This is a genomic window from Paenibacillus sp. LS-5 (assembly GCF_056121505.1).
Map to the genome: position 1 here is coordinate 86,509 of NZ_JBWAVA010000014.1, position 16,756 is coordinate 103,264.

Sequence of the window (16,756 nt, forward strand, 5' to 3'; positions counted from 1 at the left end):
CTCTAGATAAAAAAGGCAACACTGGAGTATACCCCGAGTGCTGCTTTCTTTAATACAATCCAATCAGATTTCCATGGGTTTATTCCAAAGTAAAAGAAGCCAGACTGGGGCCGCCATTGCCGGTATACGTGAAATACAGCGCTTGTACACCGTCCGGAATCACCAGATCAGCGGAGTATTCCTTCCAGACATTCGTAGAATCTACCGGTATCCGTCCAAGGGCCGGTCCGTCCCACGACGTTTTCACTTCAAAGGCACCCTTGCAATATCCGCGCACCTTGATTTTGACTTTCTGGATTCCCTCGCAATTAAAATATTTAAACCCGGCGGTAGCGGAATCTGTCATATTTGCGATATAACCGATCTCCACATCCCCATCCCTGCCGTCCTGGGTAATCTTCGGGAATCGGCTATCCATCCATGCTCCGGAAGGGCCGAAGCCCCCGGTATAGATTTCCTCATCCTTACAGAATAAATGGCACGCCAGGTATGCCGGATATTCTCCCCGGCCTTCAAGCGGGCCACCGTTCGAACCGCAGGATGTAATTTCCACCTGGGGGATCGTTCCGTCCCCGCGGAAATCAATCCTCTCGATACAGCCCTGCCGGCAGAACGCAGTCCCGTTGGTGTGCCGATGATAAAAAATGTACCACTCCCCATTGATTTCGACAATACTGCCATGATTATTGCCACCATAATACATCGGCTTGTCCGCCGGTTTGTACGTATCAATATGAAGGTCGCAATTGCTTATAATGACTCCCTGGTACGTGAAGTCTTTAGTGGGATGCTGGCTGGTCGCATAACAGAGTTCATGCATAGCAATCGAGGAATAAATAAGATAATAGGTATCTCCTTTTTTGCGGATCGAAGGAGCCTCAAAAAATTCGTGCCCTTCAAATCCACTCCCCTTGCTGTAGGGTTCACTCGGTGCAACAAATACCGGTTCTTCCAATATAGTTAGCATATCCGGGCCAAGCACCGTAGCCATGGCGCCACTTCTGGATGTATCCCTGATGCCACAGAAGCCGGTGTACAGGTAGGTTTTCTCCCCTTCTGTCAGCACTCCTGGATCAAACTGCGGCTCGTCGCCTCCTCTTTCCCCTAAGCGCGTTCCATCGGCATATCTCACATAGCCGTAGAACTCATACTTGCCTCCCGGCGTATCGCAGACTGCTACCGAAACAACCGGAACCTTATCTAGAACATAGTAGAGATAGTACCGCCCGTCTGGTCCAACCGTGATATCGGGAGCATACAGACACATGTTTCCTTCATGATTAAGCGGGTCATCTGTAGTCTCGTAGATCACACCCTCATACCGCCAGTCGGCCAGATTATTCTCCGGTGCAGACCAGCACACATAGTCATTCAAGCAAAAGACGTGTCCGTTAAACCGGTCATGCGAGCCATATACATACACTCTGCCTTCGAATACATACGGTTCACCATCAGGGATGTACTCCCAAGACGGGAGATACGGATTTAATCCTTGTTTTTTTGTCATTGCCGTTTCATCCTTGTCATTTATTAAATTTGTCTATAAATTGCTCCTTCGTCCACTACAGTATAGGAAGCGGATGAACTGAAGTCCATGACATATAGCCACAAAACATTGATCTATTCTGATATTAGGAAAGATCTTATGCGAATGAATTAATGGAGCGGATAACCTATCCTAATCACCAAAAATTATTAAGGAAAACGCTTTAATTTCTATACCTCCAGTTATGTTATGCTTTGAAAAACCAAATTTAATGGAGGATCATGATGGAAATCTTCAACGAGGGCTCTTTTTATACGGAAAAATACAGAAACCTGTTCAGTGAGAACGGAGTGCCGGAAGCAGCGATCCGTAAGAAGCTTGACGACACATGGAATGAATTATTCTATGGAGCACCCGATGTCCGGATTTACCATCCCATGGGTGAAGATAAGGGATATATCGTAGATACCGGCAATACAGACGTGCGGACAGAAGGTATGTCGTATGGAATGATGATGGCTGTTCAAATGGACAAGAAGGAAGAGTTCGACCGGCTGTGGAAGTTCGCCAAGGTATATATGCAGCATGCAGAGGGCCGTTACAAGGATTATTTTGCCTGGCACTGTAAACTGGACGGAACCCGGCTATCGCCCGGTCCGGCGCCGGACGGGGAAGAGTTTTTCGCAATGGCGCTGTTTTTCGCCTCGAGTCGTTGGGGTGACGGCGCTGAACCGTTCAACTATTCCGAGCAGGCCAGAATTATTCTCCGGGCTTGTGTTCATAAAGGGGAAGACGGGGAAGGCGATCCAATGTGGGACCCAGCGACCAAGCTGATTAAATTTATTCCTGAAACCCCTTTCAGTGATCCCTCCTACCATCTGCCGCATTTCTATGAATTATTTGCCCTGCAAGCAGATGAACAGGATAGAGCCTTTTGGAAAGAAGCCGCGGCCAAGAGCAGAGCCTATTTACAAACAGCATGTCATCCGGCTACCGGCCTTTCTCCCGAATATGCCAACTATGACGGAACTCCTGCTGAACCCCAGCCGCATGGAGACTTCCGTCACTTCTTCAGTGATTCTTACCGGGTTGCAGCCAACATCGGGCTTGATTATGAATGGTTCCGTAGCGACCCTTGGCAGGTGGGACAGTCCAACCGGATCCAAGCCTTTTTCCGGGATATTGAAATAAGCGATTACCGGCGCTACACTGTTGACGGCCAGCCTTTTGAGGAGCTATCCCTGCACCCCGTTGGCCTTCTGTCGACGCTGGCCATGGCCTCGCTCGCTGCCGACGGGCCGGATGCCGGCCACTTCGTCAAGCTGTTCTGGAATACTCCGCTTCGTATCGGTGACCGCCGGTATTACGACAACTGCCTATACTTCTTCAGCTTGCTGGCACTGAGCGGAAACTACCGCATTTATTCATAAATATTAACTAGAGATCACTCCTTGGATATAAGGGAAGCACCGCTTTCCATCTTCTAAGGAGTGATTTTTTTTTGCCTTTATCACGCATAAAGCTCAAGATAAAAAAGACGTAACAAAGCCTTTTCTTGAATAAATAAAAAAAATCAACCCATTCATGCTCATGAGTTGATTGCGTATATGTCCTGATCAGCCGTTATTAGGATATTGCGCTGAATATTCTAATATCAATCCCTGACTCTGTGAAATGCCCTTCCCCAACCAGTACACTGCCATTCATGAAGGACAATGCCTTGCTATCTGTAATCACTTTGGGGGATGTGCGAAAAAAACCAATTTCCTGCTTCTTGCTGAGATCCCCGTTATTTTCAATATAGATTTTGCAGGGCTGCCCGGTATAGTCCTTTCCTTCCAGCATGTACCTTGCCGATAGGCTATGTCTGTCCCCAAATCTCCCGATGATTTGAGTATCTACCCCACCTTCAAGAACGATTCCTTCAAAATACTTTCCCGTCACCGTGCCTGTAAAAGAAATCATGACTACGGAATCACCATCATTGTTGCTTAATTCGGACGTTTTCTCTATTTTCACATGTACAGTGAGTACTTTCTCAAATTCCATACGTTTCCTCCTCAGCGCGGCCGGTGTAAGTGAGCAGATAAAAATTTCGCTGTAATGTCAAGCACCTGAGGACTCCAGAAGCCGGGTCCGTGATCTGCGCCTGCCACCTTATAAAATAAAACGTTCTGACCATGCGCTTTCAAAGCTTTGTACATCTCTATACTCTGGTTAATATGTACAACATGGTCACTGTCTCCATGCACGATCAAAAATGGCGGAAGCGCTTTATCTAAATTCTGATGTAAAGGGCTCGCCTTCTTTGCCAGTTCTGTATGTTCCTTTACTTTACCGCCAATCAACAAAGCTTCAGGAGAATCTGCTGCATCATGGTCCAGAATATGATTATACTTCCCTAAGGTCAGCAGATCCGTGACCCCATAATAATCGATAACTGCGCTGACTTCGTCTGACTGCTCACTGTAAAGACCATTATAATACTCGCCCATGGTAAGTCCTGTCATTAAAGAGAGGTGTCCGCCTGATGAATCCCCCCATACCGCTACCCGGTCTACATCAATACCGTACTCCTCTGCATGCTTACGCATGAAACGGATCGCACATTTCACATCCTCAACGGCAGCCGGAAAACGGGCAATATCCGTGTCCCTTATTTCTACACTAGCAACCACATATCCCTTTGCAGCAAGATAAGAGAGATTAGGAATGCCGGAATATACATCCTGTTTTCTCCATGCAGAACCTTGGATAAAGACGATAAGAGGAAATTTATATCCACTGCGGCTTGGAGCAATAATCTGCAGTTTTCTGTCCAATTCGCCGTATGTTGCATACACTACATCAGGGCGGTACGTACAAGAATAATAGGAGCCTCCTTCTGCATAATCCCCATACAGAATCTGTGTTCCTTCAGGGGTTTCATGGGCTGCGATATCGGCTGCTTTAGGATCCACTAGCAACATCTCCTTGTATGTAATAGTAGCAGTTCTAAATCCATCTCTATCAAGTAGAGTATCATATTCGTGTAGGAAATAGTATTACGATAGTCAACTCATATACCGCTACATACAAACAAAAGCAACTCATCCGAAGACAAGTCGCCTTTTGTTTTTTTAGGTGCGCACTTCATATTACAATGCGTCTCTTTTCATGCGAAGACCGATAAATAATAATCCCAGCAAGCTGCTAAGGGCGACAAAGGGGACAGCCGAGCTGTACAGATTTCCGAAGCCTTCTGCCATTGTCTTTTTGGAATAGGGCTTGATGTCACTGGCGAACTGATTAATCTCCTTCGTAATCTCGTTAATTTTGAGGTCTACACTTGCAGTGACCGCCTCGGTAATCTTCTCCTTGGACGCTACACGCTGGGCTACAGGAAGTTTTTTCATTTCGCTAGCTACATTATCGTCGATCAAAGCTTTTCTCTGGGCTTCAGGGAAGACGTAACCTGTGTGATTCTGCACCGTAGATGATTTGGAGGATTGCAGTGAGCTCTGTTTCATCTGCTGCTTAAATGTAGCAAAAATCTGTTCCTTGGCAGACGAATCGACATCGATCTGTGCTATTCTGGATTGGGCAACCTCTAATACCTTGTTCTCTTGAACTTTCAAGTTATGCGTCAGCCCGGACACAAAGATAGCAATTGCCAGTACAATCCCCAACTGCCGGAGCACAGACAACACACTCTGTGAAGCGGTGAGCAATTCCCCCTCAAAATTAGAAGCCCCCATCTCCGTCATAGGACCCACTATTAAGCCGAATCCTACGCCTAGCATGGAGCTAAGGCCAATGATAGTGGAGGATTGAGAATCCAGATTCAGATCTCTCAGCAGCAGATAAGCACTGGCCATGACAATAAAACCGGCTATAATCATGAACTGCGCTCCAATCTTGCGCATAATAAGCGAAGACATCGGCGCAAAGATGAAAATCATCGCAGAGATCGGCGTTACCAGCAAGGCTGCTTTAAATTCAGTCTTTCCCTGAATCCGTGTTAAGAATGTCGGCAGCAGAACCGTGACCCCAATCAGAAAAATATTGGACATTACCGTTGTAATGGCTGCTCCCGAAAAGATACGGTCCTTAAACAGTTCCAGCCGGATCATCGGATTCTGCACCTTACTCTCCACGAACAGAAACAAAGCCAAGGCTGCAACACTGACAATATAACATGCCCAGGACAACGTAGAAGTCCATCCCCATGAGTCTCCTTTAACCAAGACAAGGGTCATTAAAAAGATTGAAATCGAGGAGAAGATTACCCCCAGCCAGTCAATCTTAACCTGCACCCGCGGTTCGTTACGGAGCGGAAGCAGAAAGAAGCAGGCCAGGATGCCAAGCAGGCATAACGGCACATTCACCCAGAATACCCAGGTCCAGTTCAGATATTGGGTGATCATGCCTCCAATGGTAGGACCGATAGCTGCGGAAAACCCTTGGGTGACGCCAAGCATTCCAAGCGCTATTCCTCTTTTCTCCAGCGGGACCGCAGAGACCCCAATAATCATACTGATTGGAAAGAGAATCGCTGCACCAATGCTTTGTGTGAATCTGGATAGTATCAAAGCATCACCTGTGGTCGCGAACGCGCAAAGCGCCGAGCCAACGCCGAAAATGAGCAGCCCGAGCACATAAAACTTGCCTTTCCCGTATATTTCCGCCACCCGCCCAAGCGGTATGGAGAGAACAGCGATAGAGATGGTATATGCATTGAGCACCCATGACATTTTATCCAGTGACTCATGAATATCCATTTGAATCGCCGGAAGCGTAATATTCATAATGGTTGTATCGATCATGCACAGGAATATCCCTAGACACATAAGGGCAACAACCTTGATTCCCTTCTGCTTCTCCCTCTTTAGTACTGCCTGTTCAACCTCAAGCATTTAATATAAACCCTCCTCCAATAGAGTAAACATTTGGCCATGTCCAGGGCAAACCAGTAATGAAGGGCGCAATCCTAACAAGCGCCGGTAGGACTTCAGCAGATCCGACGCATCTCCCGTCAAGTCCACACTTCCCATGCGCCCCTTGAACATTACATCCCCTGGAAACAAATAATGTTCACTTAAAATACTGATGCAACCCTCCGTATGCCCTGGAGTATGCATAATAGCCAGTTTCATGCCTCCAACTGTTAATTCATCATTCTCATCTACATACCGGTCCGGAACAGAAAAATGCTGCGGAGAACCCGCCATTTGCGATCCGTTAAGCAGTGGAGAATCAAGCAAAGGTTCATCCAGCTTGTGCATGACTATCGCCGCACCGGTTGATTGACGCAATCGTTCCATAGCAAATATATGATCCACATGGCCATGCGTGATCAGAATATGCCGGATATTAAGCTGTGACTTTTGCACAGCAGAATAGATCTTATCAAAGCTTGAACCGGGATCAATAATGACGCCTTCACCCTGATGGCCTAGAATATAGCAGTTGGAATCAAAGATACCCCGGCCAATCCTTTGAAAATAAATGCCTGCCTCATCCGCTTGCAGCTTGAGAGAGAGTGCAGAATCATCTGCACTCTCTCCCATCGCCTTCCAATAGCTAGCTATCGCATACAAATCCGGCTGATCCGACTCGTGCTCTAAGAGCAAAGCGCTTAATGCGGAAGGACTGATTCCTGCAAGGATTTCCTTCAGTAAAGGATAGACATCCTCTTTAGCAACAAGCTTTTGCTGAACTTGCTGCAATATATACTGAGTCATATCGGCAGTTGAAGACATTACACTTCACTCTTGAGAACATTCAATGTTCCCAGCCCTTCCTTAACGGAAATTTCTCCCGCTTCTACAGCATCCAGCAAGGTAAATAATTGATCTGCGGATGCTTGTGGCTCCAGCTTGGAAGCTATATAGCGGGCTTGATCTGCAATTGTCGGATACGAAAAGACGTCAGACACATCCATTACACCCGGGAATGCGGTGTTAATCTGTTTATGTAACTGTATGGACAGTATCGAGTCTCCACCCAAATTATTAAATTGCTCCCCAACATCCAACACATCCAAGTCGAGTACCTCTGCCCAGATGAGTGTTAATTTTTTTTCAACATCGGTAAGTTCGCCTTTACCTTTAACCGTAATCTGCTCCCATACCTTCTGGGTCGAGGAAGCCTTTTTCTTGCCTTTGAGAAGAACCGCATTCTTCTCCATTTCCGTCCGAATCTCCTGGGATAACCGAATCGGCAGATGATCCATATGTTCCAGAATCAGTGGAGTGTTGACCTCTGCCGGGATGATATGCCCCATTCCATAAAGAAGAGCCATATCCATGATATCCAGAGCATGGGCGGTTGAAATAGGCTGAAACATGGATTCATCATGAACCGCTCCATAGTCGACAGCCATCCCCGTCTCTTTCCATGAAGGCCAGTTAATTGATATCGTCCGTCTGCCAAGCTTATTGGCATAGTCGCTGAATGCGTCAAGAAAAAGGTTGGCTGCTGTATAGTCTCCCTGGCCCGGGCCACCCATTAGCGAGGCAATCGAAGAAAATTGAATGAAGAAGTCCAGTCCGTCTTGCGCAGTCACGCTATGAAGATTCAAGGTTCCCGTCACTTTCGGAGACATAACCGGTACAAGGTCTTTAACTTCCTTATGGATCAAGAATCCATCCCCTGCAACGCCGGCGGCATGGATAACCCCTCTTACTTCTCCGTATTTGCTTCGGAGTCCCGATACAGCAGCTTGCAAAGCCAGACCATCGGCAACATCTACAGAAATACACTCTACTGTTGAGCCGAGGCGTTCCACTTCAAGCAGAGCAGAAATTTTCCGGCACAACACCGGATCTTCCCCCGCTGCAAGCACCATCTCCCAATAACTACGTTCAGGAAGAGCAGTTCTGTTAAACAGGGCCAGCCGCACCTTGTTTTTGTGGGCGAGATACTTCGCCATCTCCAATCCCAGTCCGCCAGTCCCTCCTGTTATCAGGTATAGGCCATCCCTCCGGATCTCAAGGGACTGCTGTTCAAGCTGTTCCAGATTAAGCATTCCAAATTCCTGAACGTACCGTATACCTTGTCTATAGGCAGTGGAGTAGGCACTACCGGAATGATCAAGCTCAAGCATCAACTGCTCTATCGGCAGTTCGCTATCCAGGTCCAAAGAACGTGTCTGCATATGCTCATATTCGTCTTTCAACACCTTTCCCAGACCAAAAGCCGCTGCAAGCAGTGGATGCAATTCCCTTTCGCGGGCATTCACTTCATGTACATTCCTCCCAATGAGCACAATATCAAGGGGGCGAGAAACCTTGTTGAGCAGAAGAGCCTTCACTAGCTGGAACACGGCGATCATCTCATTGTAAGGATTATCCACCACAGTGTATAGTGTATTTATCTCTCTTTTCTCCTCAATTGTAAAGAAATTAATAATTTGGGTGAATTCCTCAGTTTGTATTTCTTCGATCAGCCGTAAAATATCTTCATATTTATCAGTTATGGTAAAATGATGGCTATCCTTTTTGTTATATTGGGGACCCCGCCCAACGACAATAACCACACGGCCTTCCTCTTCCATACGTTGAACCAATGAATCACTGTATTGCTTGTTATCGCTGAATACCAGCACATGCTGATGGCGGTTAGGCGTGGTATTTGCCTGCGGCTCTTCGACCCAGTTCAAGAAATAAGGCTTCACCTTCTGATTGCTCATTTGCTTGAACTTCACCTGTTCCATCATACTGATGCGTTTAATAGAATAGTCTTCAATTTCAGCAAATACGCGGCCTTCCAAATCCATAAGAACCACGTCATATTCAAGCGTTTCATTGGATTTACGGTGGTTGGTTTTCTTTTGGAAAAAGCTATAGAATTTCTGTGGCATGCGCCCCCGAACGGTGAAGCTTTTGAAGGTAAAAGGCAAATACACATCTGCCAGCTTTTTAATCATCGGGTTGACGGCATTATCCAGAAGCGACGGGTAGAAAAAGAAGTTATCCATTTCCCCCTCATAATTCTGGGGAATCGATAGCAGCAGCAATGCTGTGTCTTCACTTTCGTCTGTCCGTGCTTTCAGCAGATTATCCCAGCGCTCACTTAAGTGAAATTTCCCGGACACTGAATTGAACGGCTCCATAGGAGGAAATATCGGGCATAATTCCTGAAGGTCGCGCAGGTTTTTGAATTTTTCAATTGGCTGCTCTATAAGATAGGCCCTGCCTTCTGCATGAACTACCCATGATTTTCCGGATTCCGGCTGACTGGTGACCATAAATCCCACATGATCCCGTTCTTTCTTCAGCACAGTCTGAACTAATCTTGATTCATCGGGCTGGAGGATCAGCGGCGTCAGGAAAACAATGTCCTTAAATTGCAAATCGTTGCTGTTATAGTATCTGGAGCATGCTTCCCGTCCCCACTCCACGTAGGTAACACCCGGAACAATATGGGCATCCATAAATGTATGATCCTTAAGAATCCAATGGGACTCAACCGATAATCGGGTTTCAAAGATCAGCCGGTCATAGGAATCGGTCACCACCCTGTCCAGCAGCGGATGCGGGATGTCTTTGGATGCTGCAGTTGGTGCGGTGGACAATACTTTGGAGCCCGCCCAACAATGCAATTTATCAAAAACATATACGGGAAGCGGCAGCATCTGTCTATTCTGGTCTCTGTACATTTCCGCCCATTTCAGTTCTGCTCCTTGAACATACAATGAACCGAGAAGGCACATTTTGTTCAAACCAGTTCCATCTTCATCCCCTGAGTCCAAGAGCTGATCTGCTTCATTGCTCACACGATAACGCTCCGCATGGCTGAGCGCTCCCTCCTTCTCTACGCCCCGGGTGCCGGCAACTGCCGCATTCCCTCCGTACCAGACCTGCTTAGCGGAAAGCTGCGAGAGTGATGCTGCTCCGGTGATAGTCTCCAGTTGATGAAGCAGCTCTTCGCGACTCCGGAAGACGAGGGCCAACCGATGGGAGTAATGACCTCTGCCCACGGCTGCTGTATAGCAAAAATCCGCCAAATGCAGTTCTGTCGCTTGTTCTACGTAATTACGGTAGCTTTCTACCAGATTTTGAAGGGTTCCCTCGTGAATTGCTGAGATCGGAAGGAAGTATATGGTATCCGCCAGCTCACGGTCCGAAGCTCTCGGAGGTGCTTCTTCAATAATCAGATGCGCATTGGTTCCACTGAAGCCGAAGGAGCTGATGCCCGCTCTCCGCGGAGCCTGACCCTTCTCCCACTTTCTTTGGATGTCATTCACATACAGCGGGGAATCCGGGAAGTTAATATAGGGGTTAGGCTCCATAAAGTGAATGCTGGCCGGCATAATCTTATGCTTCATGCTTAAAATTACTTTGATTAACGCGGCTACCCCGGAAGCAGCTACGGTGTGACCGATGCTCGTCTTCACGGCTCCAATTCCGCAAAACTGTGCGGCATCCGTGTAACGTCTAAACGCATTGGTGATCCCTTTAATCTCGATCGGGTCACCAAGAGCCGTACCGGTACCGTGTGCTTCAATATATTGAATCGTCTCAGGCGATATTCCAGCGGCTTCCCACGCCCGGCAGATTACATCTTCCTGAGCTGAAGCGTTAGGTGCTGTAATTCCATTAGAGGCCCCATCGTTATTGATGGCACTGCCTTTAATGACTGCATGGATATTATCTCCGTCTGCCAGCGCCTGGGACAGCGGCTTAAGCAGGACTGCGGCTACAGCTTCTCCCCATACTGTTCCAGTAGCATTGCGATCAAAAGTACGTACCATATGGTCATCTGATTCGACCATATTCAGATCCATAGGTCCGCTTTCTCCTTCAATCGACATGCATTGAACTTGAACTCCACCAGCGACGGCAAAGTCGCATTCCCCCTTACGCAAGGAATCACATGCCAGGTGGATAGACACGAGACCGGCAGAGCAAGCGGTGTCCACAACTATGCTCGGTCCCCGAAAATTATAGAGATAGGAAATCCGGCGGGATAAAATCCCAGGCCAGGAGCCTGTCAGATGCATCGGATCAGGTTCTGTTAGCAGCCGGTATATCGGCAGGTTGGCATGATCCTTTCCCACAAATACTCCGGTACGGGTCCCCATCATTTTTTCCCCGCCATATCCGGCATCCTCGAAGGCTTCATGACAAGTCTGCAAAAATAGCCGCTGTGAGGGGTCCATAAATTTGGCCTCTCGCGGAGATAACTTGAAAAAGGGGGCGTCAAAGGCATCTATCTCGCTCAGAAAGCCGCCAATGCCCGCCACGATTCCTCCGTCCTTGTCGGTTTCCATAGAACCACCCGCCAAAATCTCCTGAACAGTCGGGTTGAGCAGCAAAGATTCCCATTTGATGCGGGATTGAGGGAACCTCCCGATACAATTCCGCTCATTCTCCAGATTCTCCCAATACTCATCCAAATTCTCTGCGCCAGGAAATTTTCCCGACATTCCAATGACTGCGATGTCTTCTTCGGCGGACCCGGACGAACCCTGCAGGTCATTAAGCAGTTGCTTGGCCTCCGCTGGTGAAAGCTGCCGGGCGGCCACTTGCTCGAATATATAATTCTGTACCTTTTTCATCGTTTCTCTCCTTCTCCGAATAAGCTACCGGCCATTTCAGCCGAAATCTCGCCTTTCGCCAGACGTTCCAGCACATCATCCATGAATTGTTCCTCCGTACCGGAAACTGCCGAATCACTGACGAGGCGCTGATTTCCTGTTTTGCCGTCAATGAACCTGGACATTTCATGAATGGTAGAGTAGGTAAATACATCGGAAATATCCAGCATGCCCGGGAAAACCAAATCCAGTTCACGCAACAAATGCGTAGCAAGAATGGAGTCTCCGCCCAAGTGATTGAAATGTTCAAAAACGTCTATTTGCTCCAGTCCAAGAACCTTGCCCCAAGCGTTCCCCAGCTTTTGATCAATAGCTGTCCATTCCGCCTCCATTTTTCCTGTAAGCACGACTGGACGGTCCAGCGGCATGGGCTGGCTCTTTCTTTTCGTGGCCCGGCGTGGATTTCGCATTGAATTCACCCTATTGTGCAGCATAGGAAGAGTGACCTCTAATTGCCCGAGCGTTTCCAGGTCCAGTTCACCAACAACGATGTTCTCCACCCTGGCATGGAGTATTTCGTCCAGAGCCTCCATCGCTTGGCGGGTCGTAATCGGCAGGAATAGTCCTCTGGCCTCACTTCGGCCGAAATCCACTGCCATGCCGATTTCCTTCCAGGCTGTCCAGTTAATGCTTACAGTCCTTAGCCCCTTAAGGTTACGAGACTGGGAAAAAGCATCCAGATAGGCGTTCGCTGCAGTATAATCACTTTGACCCGGCGCCCCGGTCAACGAGGTGATACTCGAATAAGTAATAAAGAAATCAAGATCGTCCTGACGCGTCAAACGATCCAAATTCCATGTTCCCCTGGTTTTGGGTTGAAGGGTAGTCGCAAAGTCTTCCTCCTGGCGCTGGGACAGAAATCCGTTTCCAGCCATACCCGCACAATGTATGACACCATGAATCGGCCCGTATTTGCTTCGAACCTCCTTCAGCACTTGCTCCAGTTCATTCCCTGACGACACATCGGCATAGTAATAATGGGCTTGTTCTTCCCTAAGCCCAACCGTTTCGCTGTTCTTATTCTCTGGCCGCGGATTGCGGCTGATTAGGATCAGGTGCGCCCCGGAACGGGCGGCTAAAAACCGGGCGGCTTCCATTCCCAGACTACCCGTGCCGCCAGTGATCACATACGCTCCGCTTTCCTTTATCACCAGTGGATGTTTTTCTTTTGACGCCACATCTCCCTCTATCAATTGGGGCAGGTAACGGATGTGATTCCGATAAGCAGCTTCATAGGAGTACTCTAAGGGACTGAGAATCTCCTGCACCAAAAGGCCGGCCTGCATCACATCATCAATATCCAGACTGCGGCATTTGATCTGGGGGTGCTCCAGCTCAATTCCTTTGAGCAGACCGCACAAAGCGCCATGAAGAGGATTAACGGTCAAGGAGTCGGCCGTTACCGTACGGGCGTAGTCACTAACCAGATTCAACCGGACCGGTTCCGTCCAGCCGTTCTTGAGGAGGGCCCTGATCAGGTAGAACAAGCTGAACAATCCGGTGCTCTCCTGCCCCTGAAATTCTGTAATATCCTTCGGTTCAGTTGCCTCGCCTATAGTCAGCATGTGCAGGACATCTGTTATTCCTTTGCCGGATAAATCCCGGAATAGCCGGTTATATGCCTCCTGGTCCGGGCTTACTTCATACAATCCTTCATGATGCTTGCGATACTCCAACCCGTGTATCACCTCGGTGCATGTTCTGCCGGTACGCTTCAGCTCTGCAATTACTTCGCGATTCAGGGGCGAGGATCCCCGGAAAATCAATACCGGACCATTAGTCAGCGGTATAGAAGGCAATGCATCCATGAGGTCAGAACGGCTCCACACTACCTCATGGTATATAGGATTCCGGCTTGCCGGTGCAGAGACCTCACTGACCTTCTTAATCACATAATCTTCAATTTCAGCAAATACCTGTCCCTCTTCATCCATGAGGACAATATTCCACTTTGCTGTCTCAGCCTGGCCCTGCTGCTGCTTCACGGAAGCATAACTGTAAATACGGGAAGCGGCACGCCCGTATATCCGCAACGATGTATAAAAAAACGGCAGGAATGTATCACTGCCTGCAATCAAATTCGAGGCATTGATCGCACAGTCCATCATCGAGGGGTGCAGCGCATATGTCTCCAGATCACTAATAAAGGAATCTGGCAGCTCCAAATATAGGAGCGTGCTTCCATCATCCCCTGCAAATGCCTTCTTTACAGTATCCCAGCGGGGACCCGTAACGATGACCCCTTGTGTTCTCGGCTCGGAATCCAGATGAATTTCAGCTGATTCTTCCATATATTTGTTGAGATCAAAACGAGGAGGTTTGCTTCCGTCATTAGGAGCCAAAAGGGCTTCAGCGTGAACGATCCAATTCCCGTCGCCGGGATTTTGGCTTGTGGCATAGAAGCGGGCTAATTCCTCTCCTTGCTTTTCGATTACAAAATGCACCTCACGCGTTTCCTCCTGTGCCATCGACAAAGGTGTTAGAAAGGTCATCTCCCTGATCTCCAAATATCTGTCAGGGTATTGGCGGATTCCAATTTCCCGTGCAATTTCAAGATAGGCCGTACCCGGTAGCACGTATTGTCCAAAAACCTTGTGTTCTTCCAGCGCCCACAAGTGCTCAGGACTGTAATCGGCGGAATAGATAATAAAGTCCTTAGAGGCAGCAAGTTGGCGTCCGACAAGTGGATGCTCATGTTCTTTCACGGGAGAAGCTGAGCGTTCGAACCATGCACGGCGCTGAATCCAGCAGCGTTTGCGGTTGAACGGGTACGAAGGAAGGCCTGACAATCTGCGAATCCCTTCCTTGTACAACCGCTCCCAGCTGATATCCGCCCCCTGAACATAGAGTTCACATAGCAGGTGAAGATCCTCTCCGCTCTGAACCGCAACTAGAGCAGCTTCACCGAGAGAGTTCAACCTTTGCTGCTCTGCTTCGCTCAGCTCTCCTGCCAGACGATGCTCTTTATTCCTGGAAGCTTCTTTATGAAAGCCGCATAACAGCTTGCCTGCACTGTTGCGGACACCCGCATCTCCCGTGGCCAATTCATTCAGACGTGCACACAACTCCTTCTTGTCCTCAAAAAGAATAGCGGCGCGGTGCTCGTAGTGCCCGCGTCCTGTATTAGCCGTATAACACAAGGAATCCAACGGGTAATCCCGTTCCGCCAGCAGCTCTGCATATTCCTCTGCCAATTTAGCCAGCCCGGCCGAATACTGGGCGGATAATGTCAGGATATAGGGCGATACCCCCGGCCCTGCAGCATAACCGGCTGAGGCCGGAGGTGCGGAGGCACCGCCTTTCAAAGGGCTTTCTTCCAAAACCAAATGACAATTAGTACCGCTTAAGCCAAAGGAGTTGATACCGCAGCGGCGGGGCTGCTCCCGCTTATCCCACTTCATGAGGCTGTCATTGACAAATACCGCTGAATTCTCAAAGGAAATTTGCCGGTTAGGCCGGTTAAAGTGAAGGCTTGAGGGGATTTCCCCATGGCGCAGGGCCATCACACACTTCACCAGCCCTGCGATTCCTGCGGAGCTGTCCAGATGCCCTATATTCGTTTTGACTGAACCAACGGCACAGAACTGCTTGCCTGACGCATAAGGCCGGAAAGCCCGGTCAATACCGGAAATTTCGATTGGATCACCTAACCGGGTTCCGGTTCCATGAGCTTCTATATAAGTCACGCTGTTCGGATCAATTCCCGCCTCTCTCCAAGCGCGTTGAATCACTTCTTCCTGGGAGCCTGGGTTCGGGGCGGTAAGTCCAGCCCCTGTTCCGTCCTGGTTCACTGCACTCCCTTTGATGACAGCATATACATCATCCCCATCTTCTATGGCCTTGCGCAAAGACTTGAGCATTACGGCGGCAACTCCTTCACCGATACCTGTCCCGTCAGAGCTGTCGTCAAAGGTACGGGCTTGCCCATCTGAAGACTGAATGCCGATGGCCCATTCCTTCTCCCCCTGCACTGGTGTCAACAGCACCTTTACGCCACCGGCCAAGGCCTGATCGCATTCTCCATGACGGATGGCCTGGCAGGCTTGATGCACGGCGACAAGTGACGAAGAGCAGGCCGTGTCAATAAGCATGCTTGGGCCCTTCAGATCAAGCAGGTACGCGATCCTGCTTGCTGTAATGGATTTGATATTTCCGGATGTTGCCATGCCGAAGTGCTCCGGCTCATTATGAAGAATATGACGTTTGTATTCGTCATAGAAATCGGTGCTGTAGCCCAAAAATACGCCTGTCCGGCTTCCGTGTAATCTGCCTCCGCCATATCCGGCATCTTCAATCGTCTGCCATGCGGCTTCCAGAAAAATCCTCTGGTTGGGGTCCATCAGGCTTGCTTCTTTGGGAGAAAGCCGAAACAGTGAGGCATCAAATTGGTCCACTTCCGGCATGAATCCGCCGCGTGTATATTCCAGTGCTGCATCACTGATTCCCAAGGAGCCCATATAACGTATGTAAGGCTCCGCGTCTTTACGGCGCTCTTCTGGGAAGTCGCCAGTCATATCACGGCCGCTGCGCAGGGCTTCCCAGAATTCAGTCAGATTGCCCGCACCGGCAAAACGGCCGGCCATTCCGATAATAGCAATATCCTTCTTGGAGACGTTCATGACACTCTTCTGCATATCCGAACCCGTTTCGGGAGCACAACTTTTCAAATCCGGCCAGTTCATCCTTTT

Annotated in this window: 8 protein-coding genes; 1 reads left to right on the top strand and 7 read right to left on the bottom strand. The window is 48.8% G+C overall.

Annotation, left to right across the window (positions count from 1 at the left end):
* Positions 1-79: 79 nt before the first annotated feature.
* Positions 80-1,507, bottom strand: coding sequence for a family 43 glycosylhydrolase (locus AC0MA3_RS19300; protein ID WP_474657357.1), 1,428 nt, complete (start codon positions 1,505-1,507; stop codon positions 80-82).
* A 263-nt stretch (positions 1,508-1,770) separates the two neighbouring features.
* Here AC0MA3_RS19300 and AC0MA3_RS19305 point away from each other — a divergent pair, with 263 nt between their 5' ends.
* Positions 1,771-2,916 carry a family 8 glycosyl hydrolase gene (locus tag AC0MA3_RS19305; RefSeq protein ID WP_474657358.1) on the top strand — a complete coding sequence of 382 codons (1,146 nt, stop codon included), beginning with the start codon at positions 1,771-1,773 and terminating at the stop codon, positions 2,914-2,916.
* 196 nt (positions 2,917-3,112) lie between these two features.
* On the opposite strand, the gene AC0MA3_RS19310 is transcribed toward AC0MA3_RS19305, so the two are convergent.
* The 6 genes from AC0MA3_RS19310 to AC0MA3_RS19335 form a co-directional block, all read right to left on the bottom strand.
* Complete coding sequence (locus tag AC0MA3_RS19310; protein WP_474657359.1) at positions 3,113-3,535, bottom strand: DUF3237 family protein; 423 nt, start codon at positions 3,533-3,535, stop codon at positions 3,113-3,115.
* Positions 3,536-3,546: 11 nt separating this feature from the next.
* Positions 3,547-4,446: an alpha/beta hydrolase fold domain-containing protein gene (locus AC0MA3_RS19315; protein WP_474657360.1), complete on the bottom strand. Its 900-nt coding sequence runs from the start codon at positions 4,444-4,446 to the stop codon at positions 3,547-3,549.
* A gap of 177 nt (positions 4,447-4,623) precedes the next feature.
* Positions 4,624-6,381: an MFS transporter gene (locus tag AC0MA3_RS19320; protein ID WP_474657361.1), complete on the bottom strand. Its 1,758-nt coding sequence runs from the start codon at positions 6,379-6,381 to the stop codon at positions 4,624-4,626.
* The gene (locus tag AC0MA3_RS19325; RefSeq protein WP_474657362.1) at positions 6,382-7,227 is read right to left on the bottom strand and encodes an MBL fold metallo-hydrolase; all 846 of its coding nucleotides are present in this window, start codon (positions 7,225-7,227) and stop codon (positions 6,382-6,384) included.
* The gene (locus AC0MA3_RS19330) at positions 7,227-12,029 is read right to left on the bottom strand and encodes a type I polyketide synthase (protein WP_474657363.1); all 4,803 of its coding nucleotides are present in this window, start codon (positions 12,027-12,029) and stop codon (positions 7,227-7,229) included. Before AC0MA3_RS19330 ends, AC0MA3_RS19325 begins: the two co-directional genes overlap by 1 nt.
* Positions 12,026-16,750 (bottom strand): SDR family NAD(P)-dependent oxidoreductase, encoded by a 4,725-nt coding sequence (locus tag AC0MA3_RS19335; RefSeq protein ID WP_474657364.1) that lies wholly within the window; start codon positions 16,748-16,750, stop codon positions 12,026-12,028. Before AC0MA3_RS19335 ends, AC0MA3_RS19330 begins: the two co-directional genes overlap by 4 nt.
* Positions 16,751-16,756 lie beyond the last annotated feature (6 nt).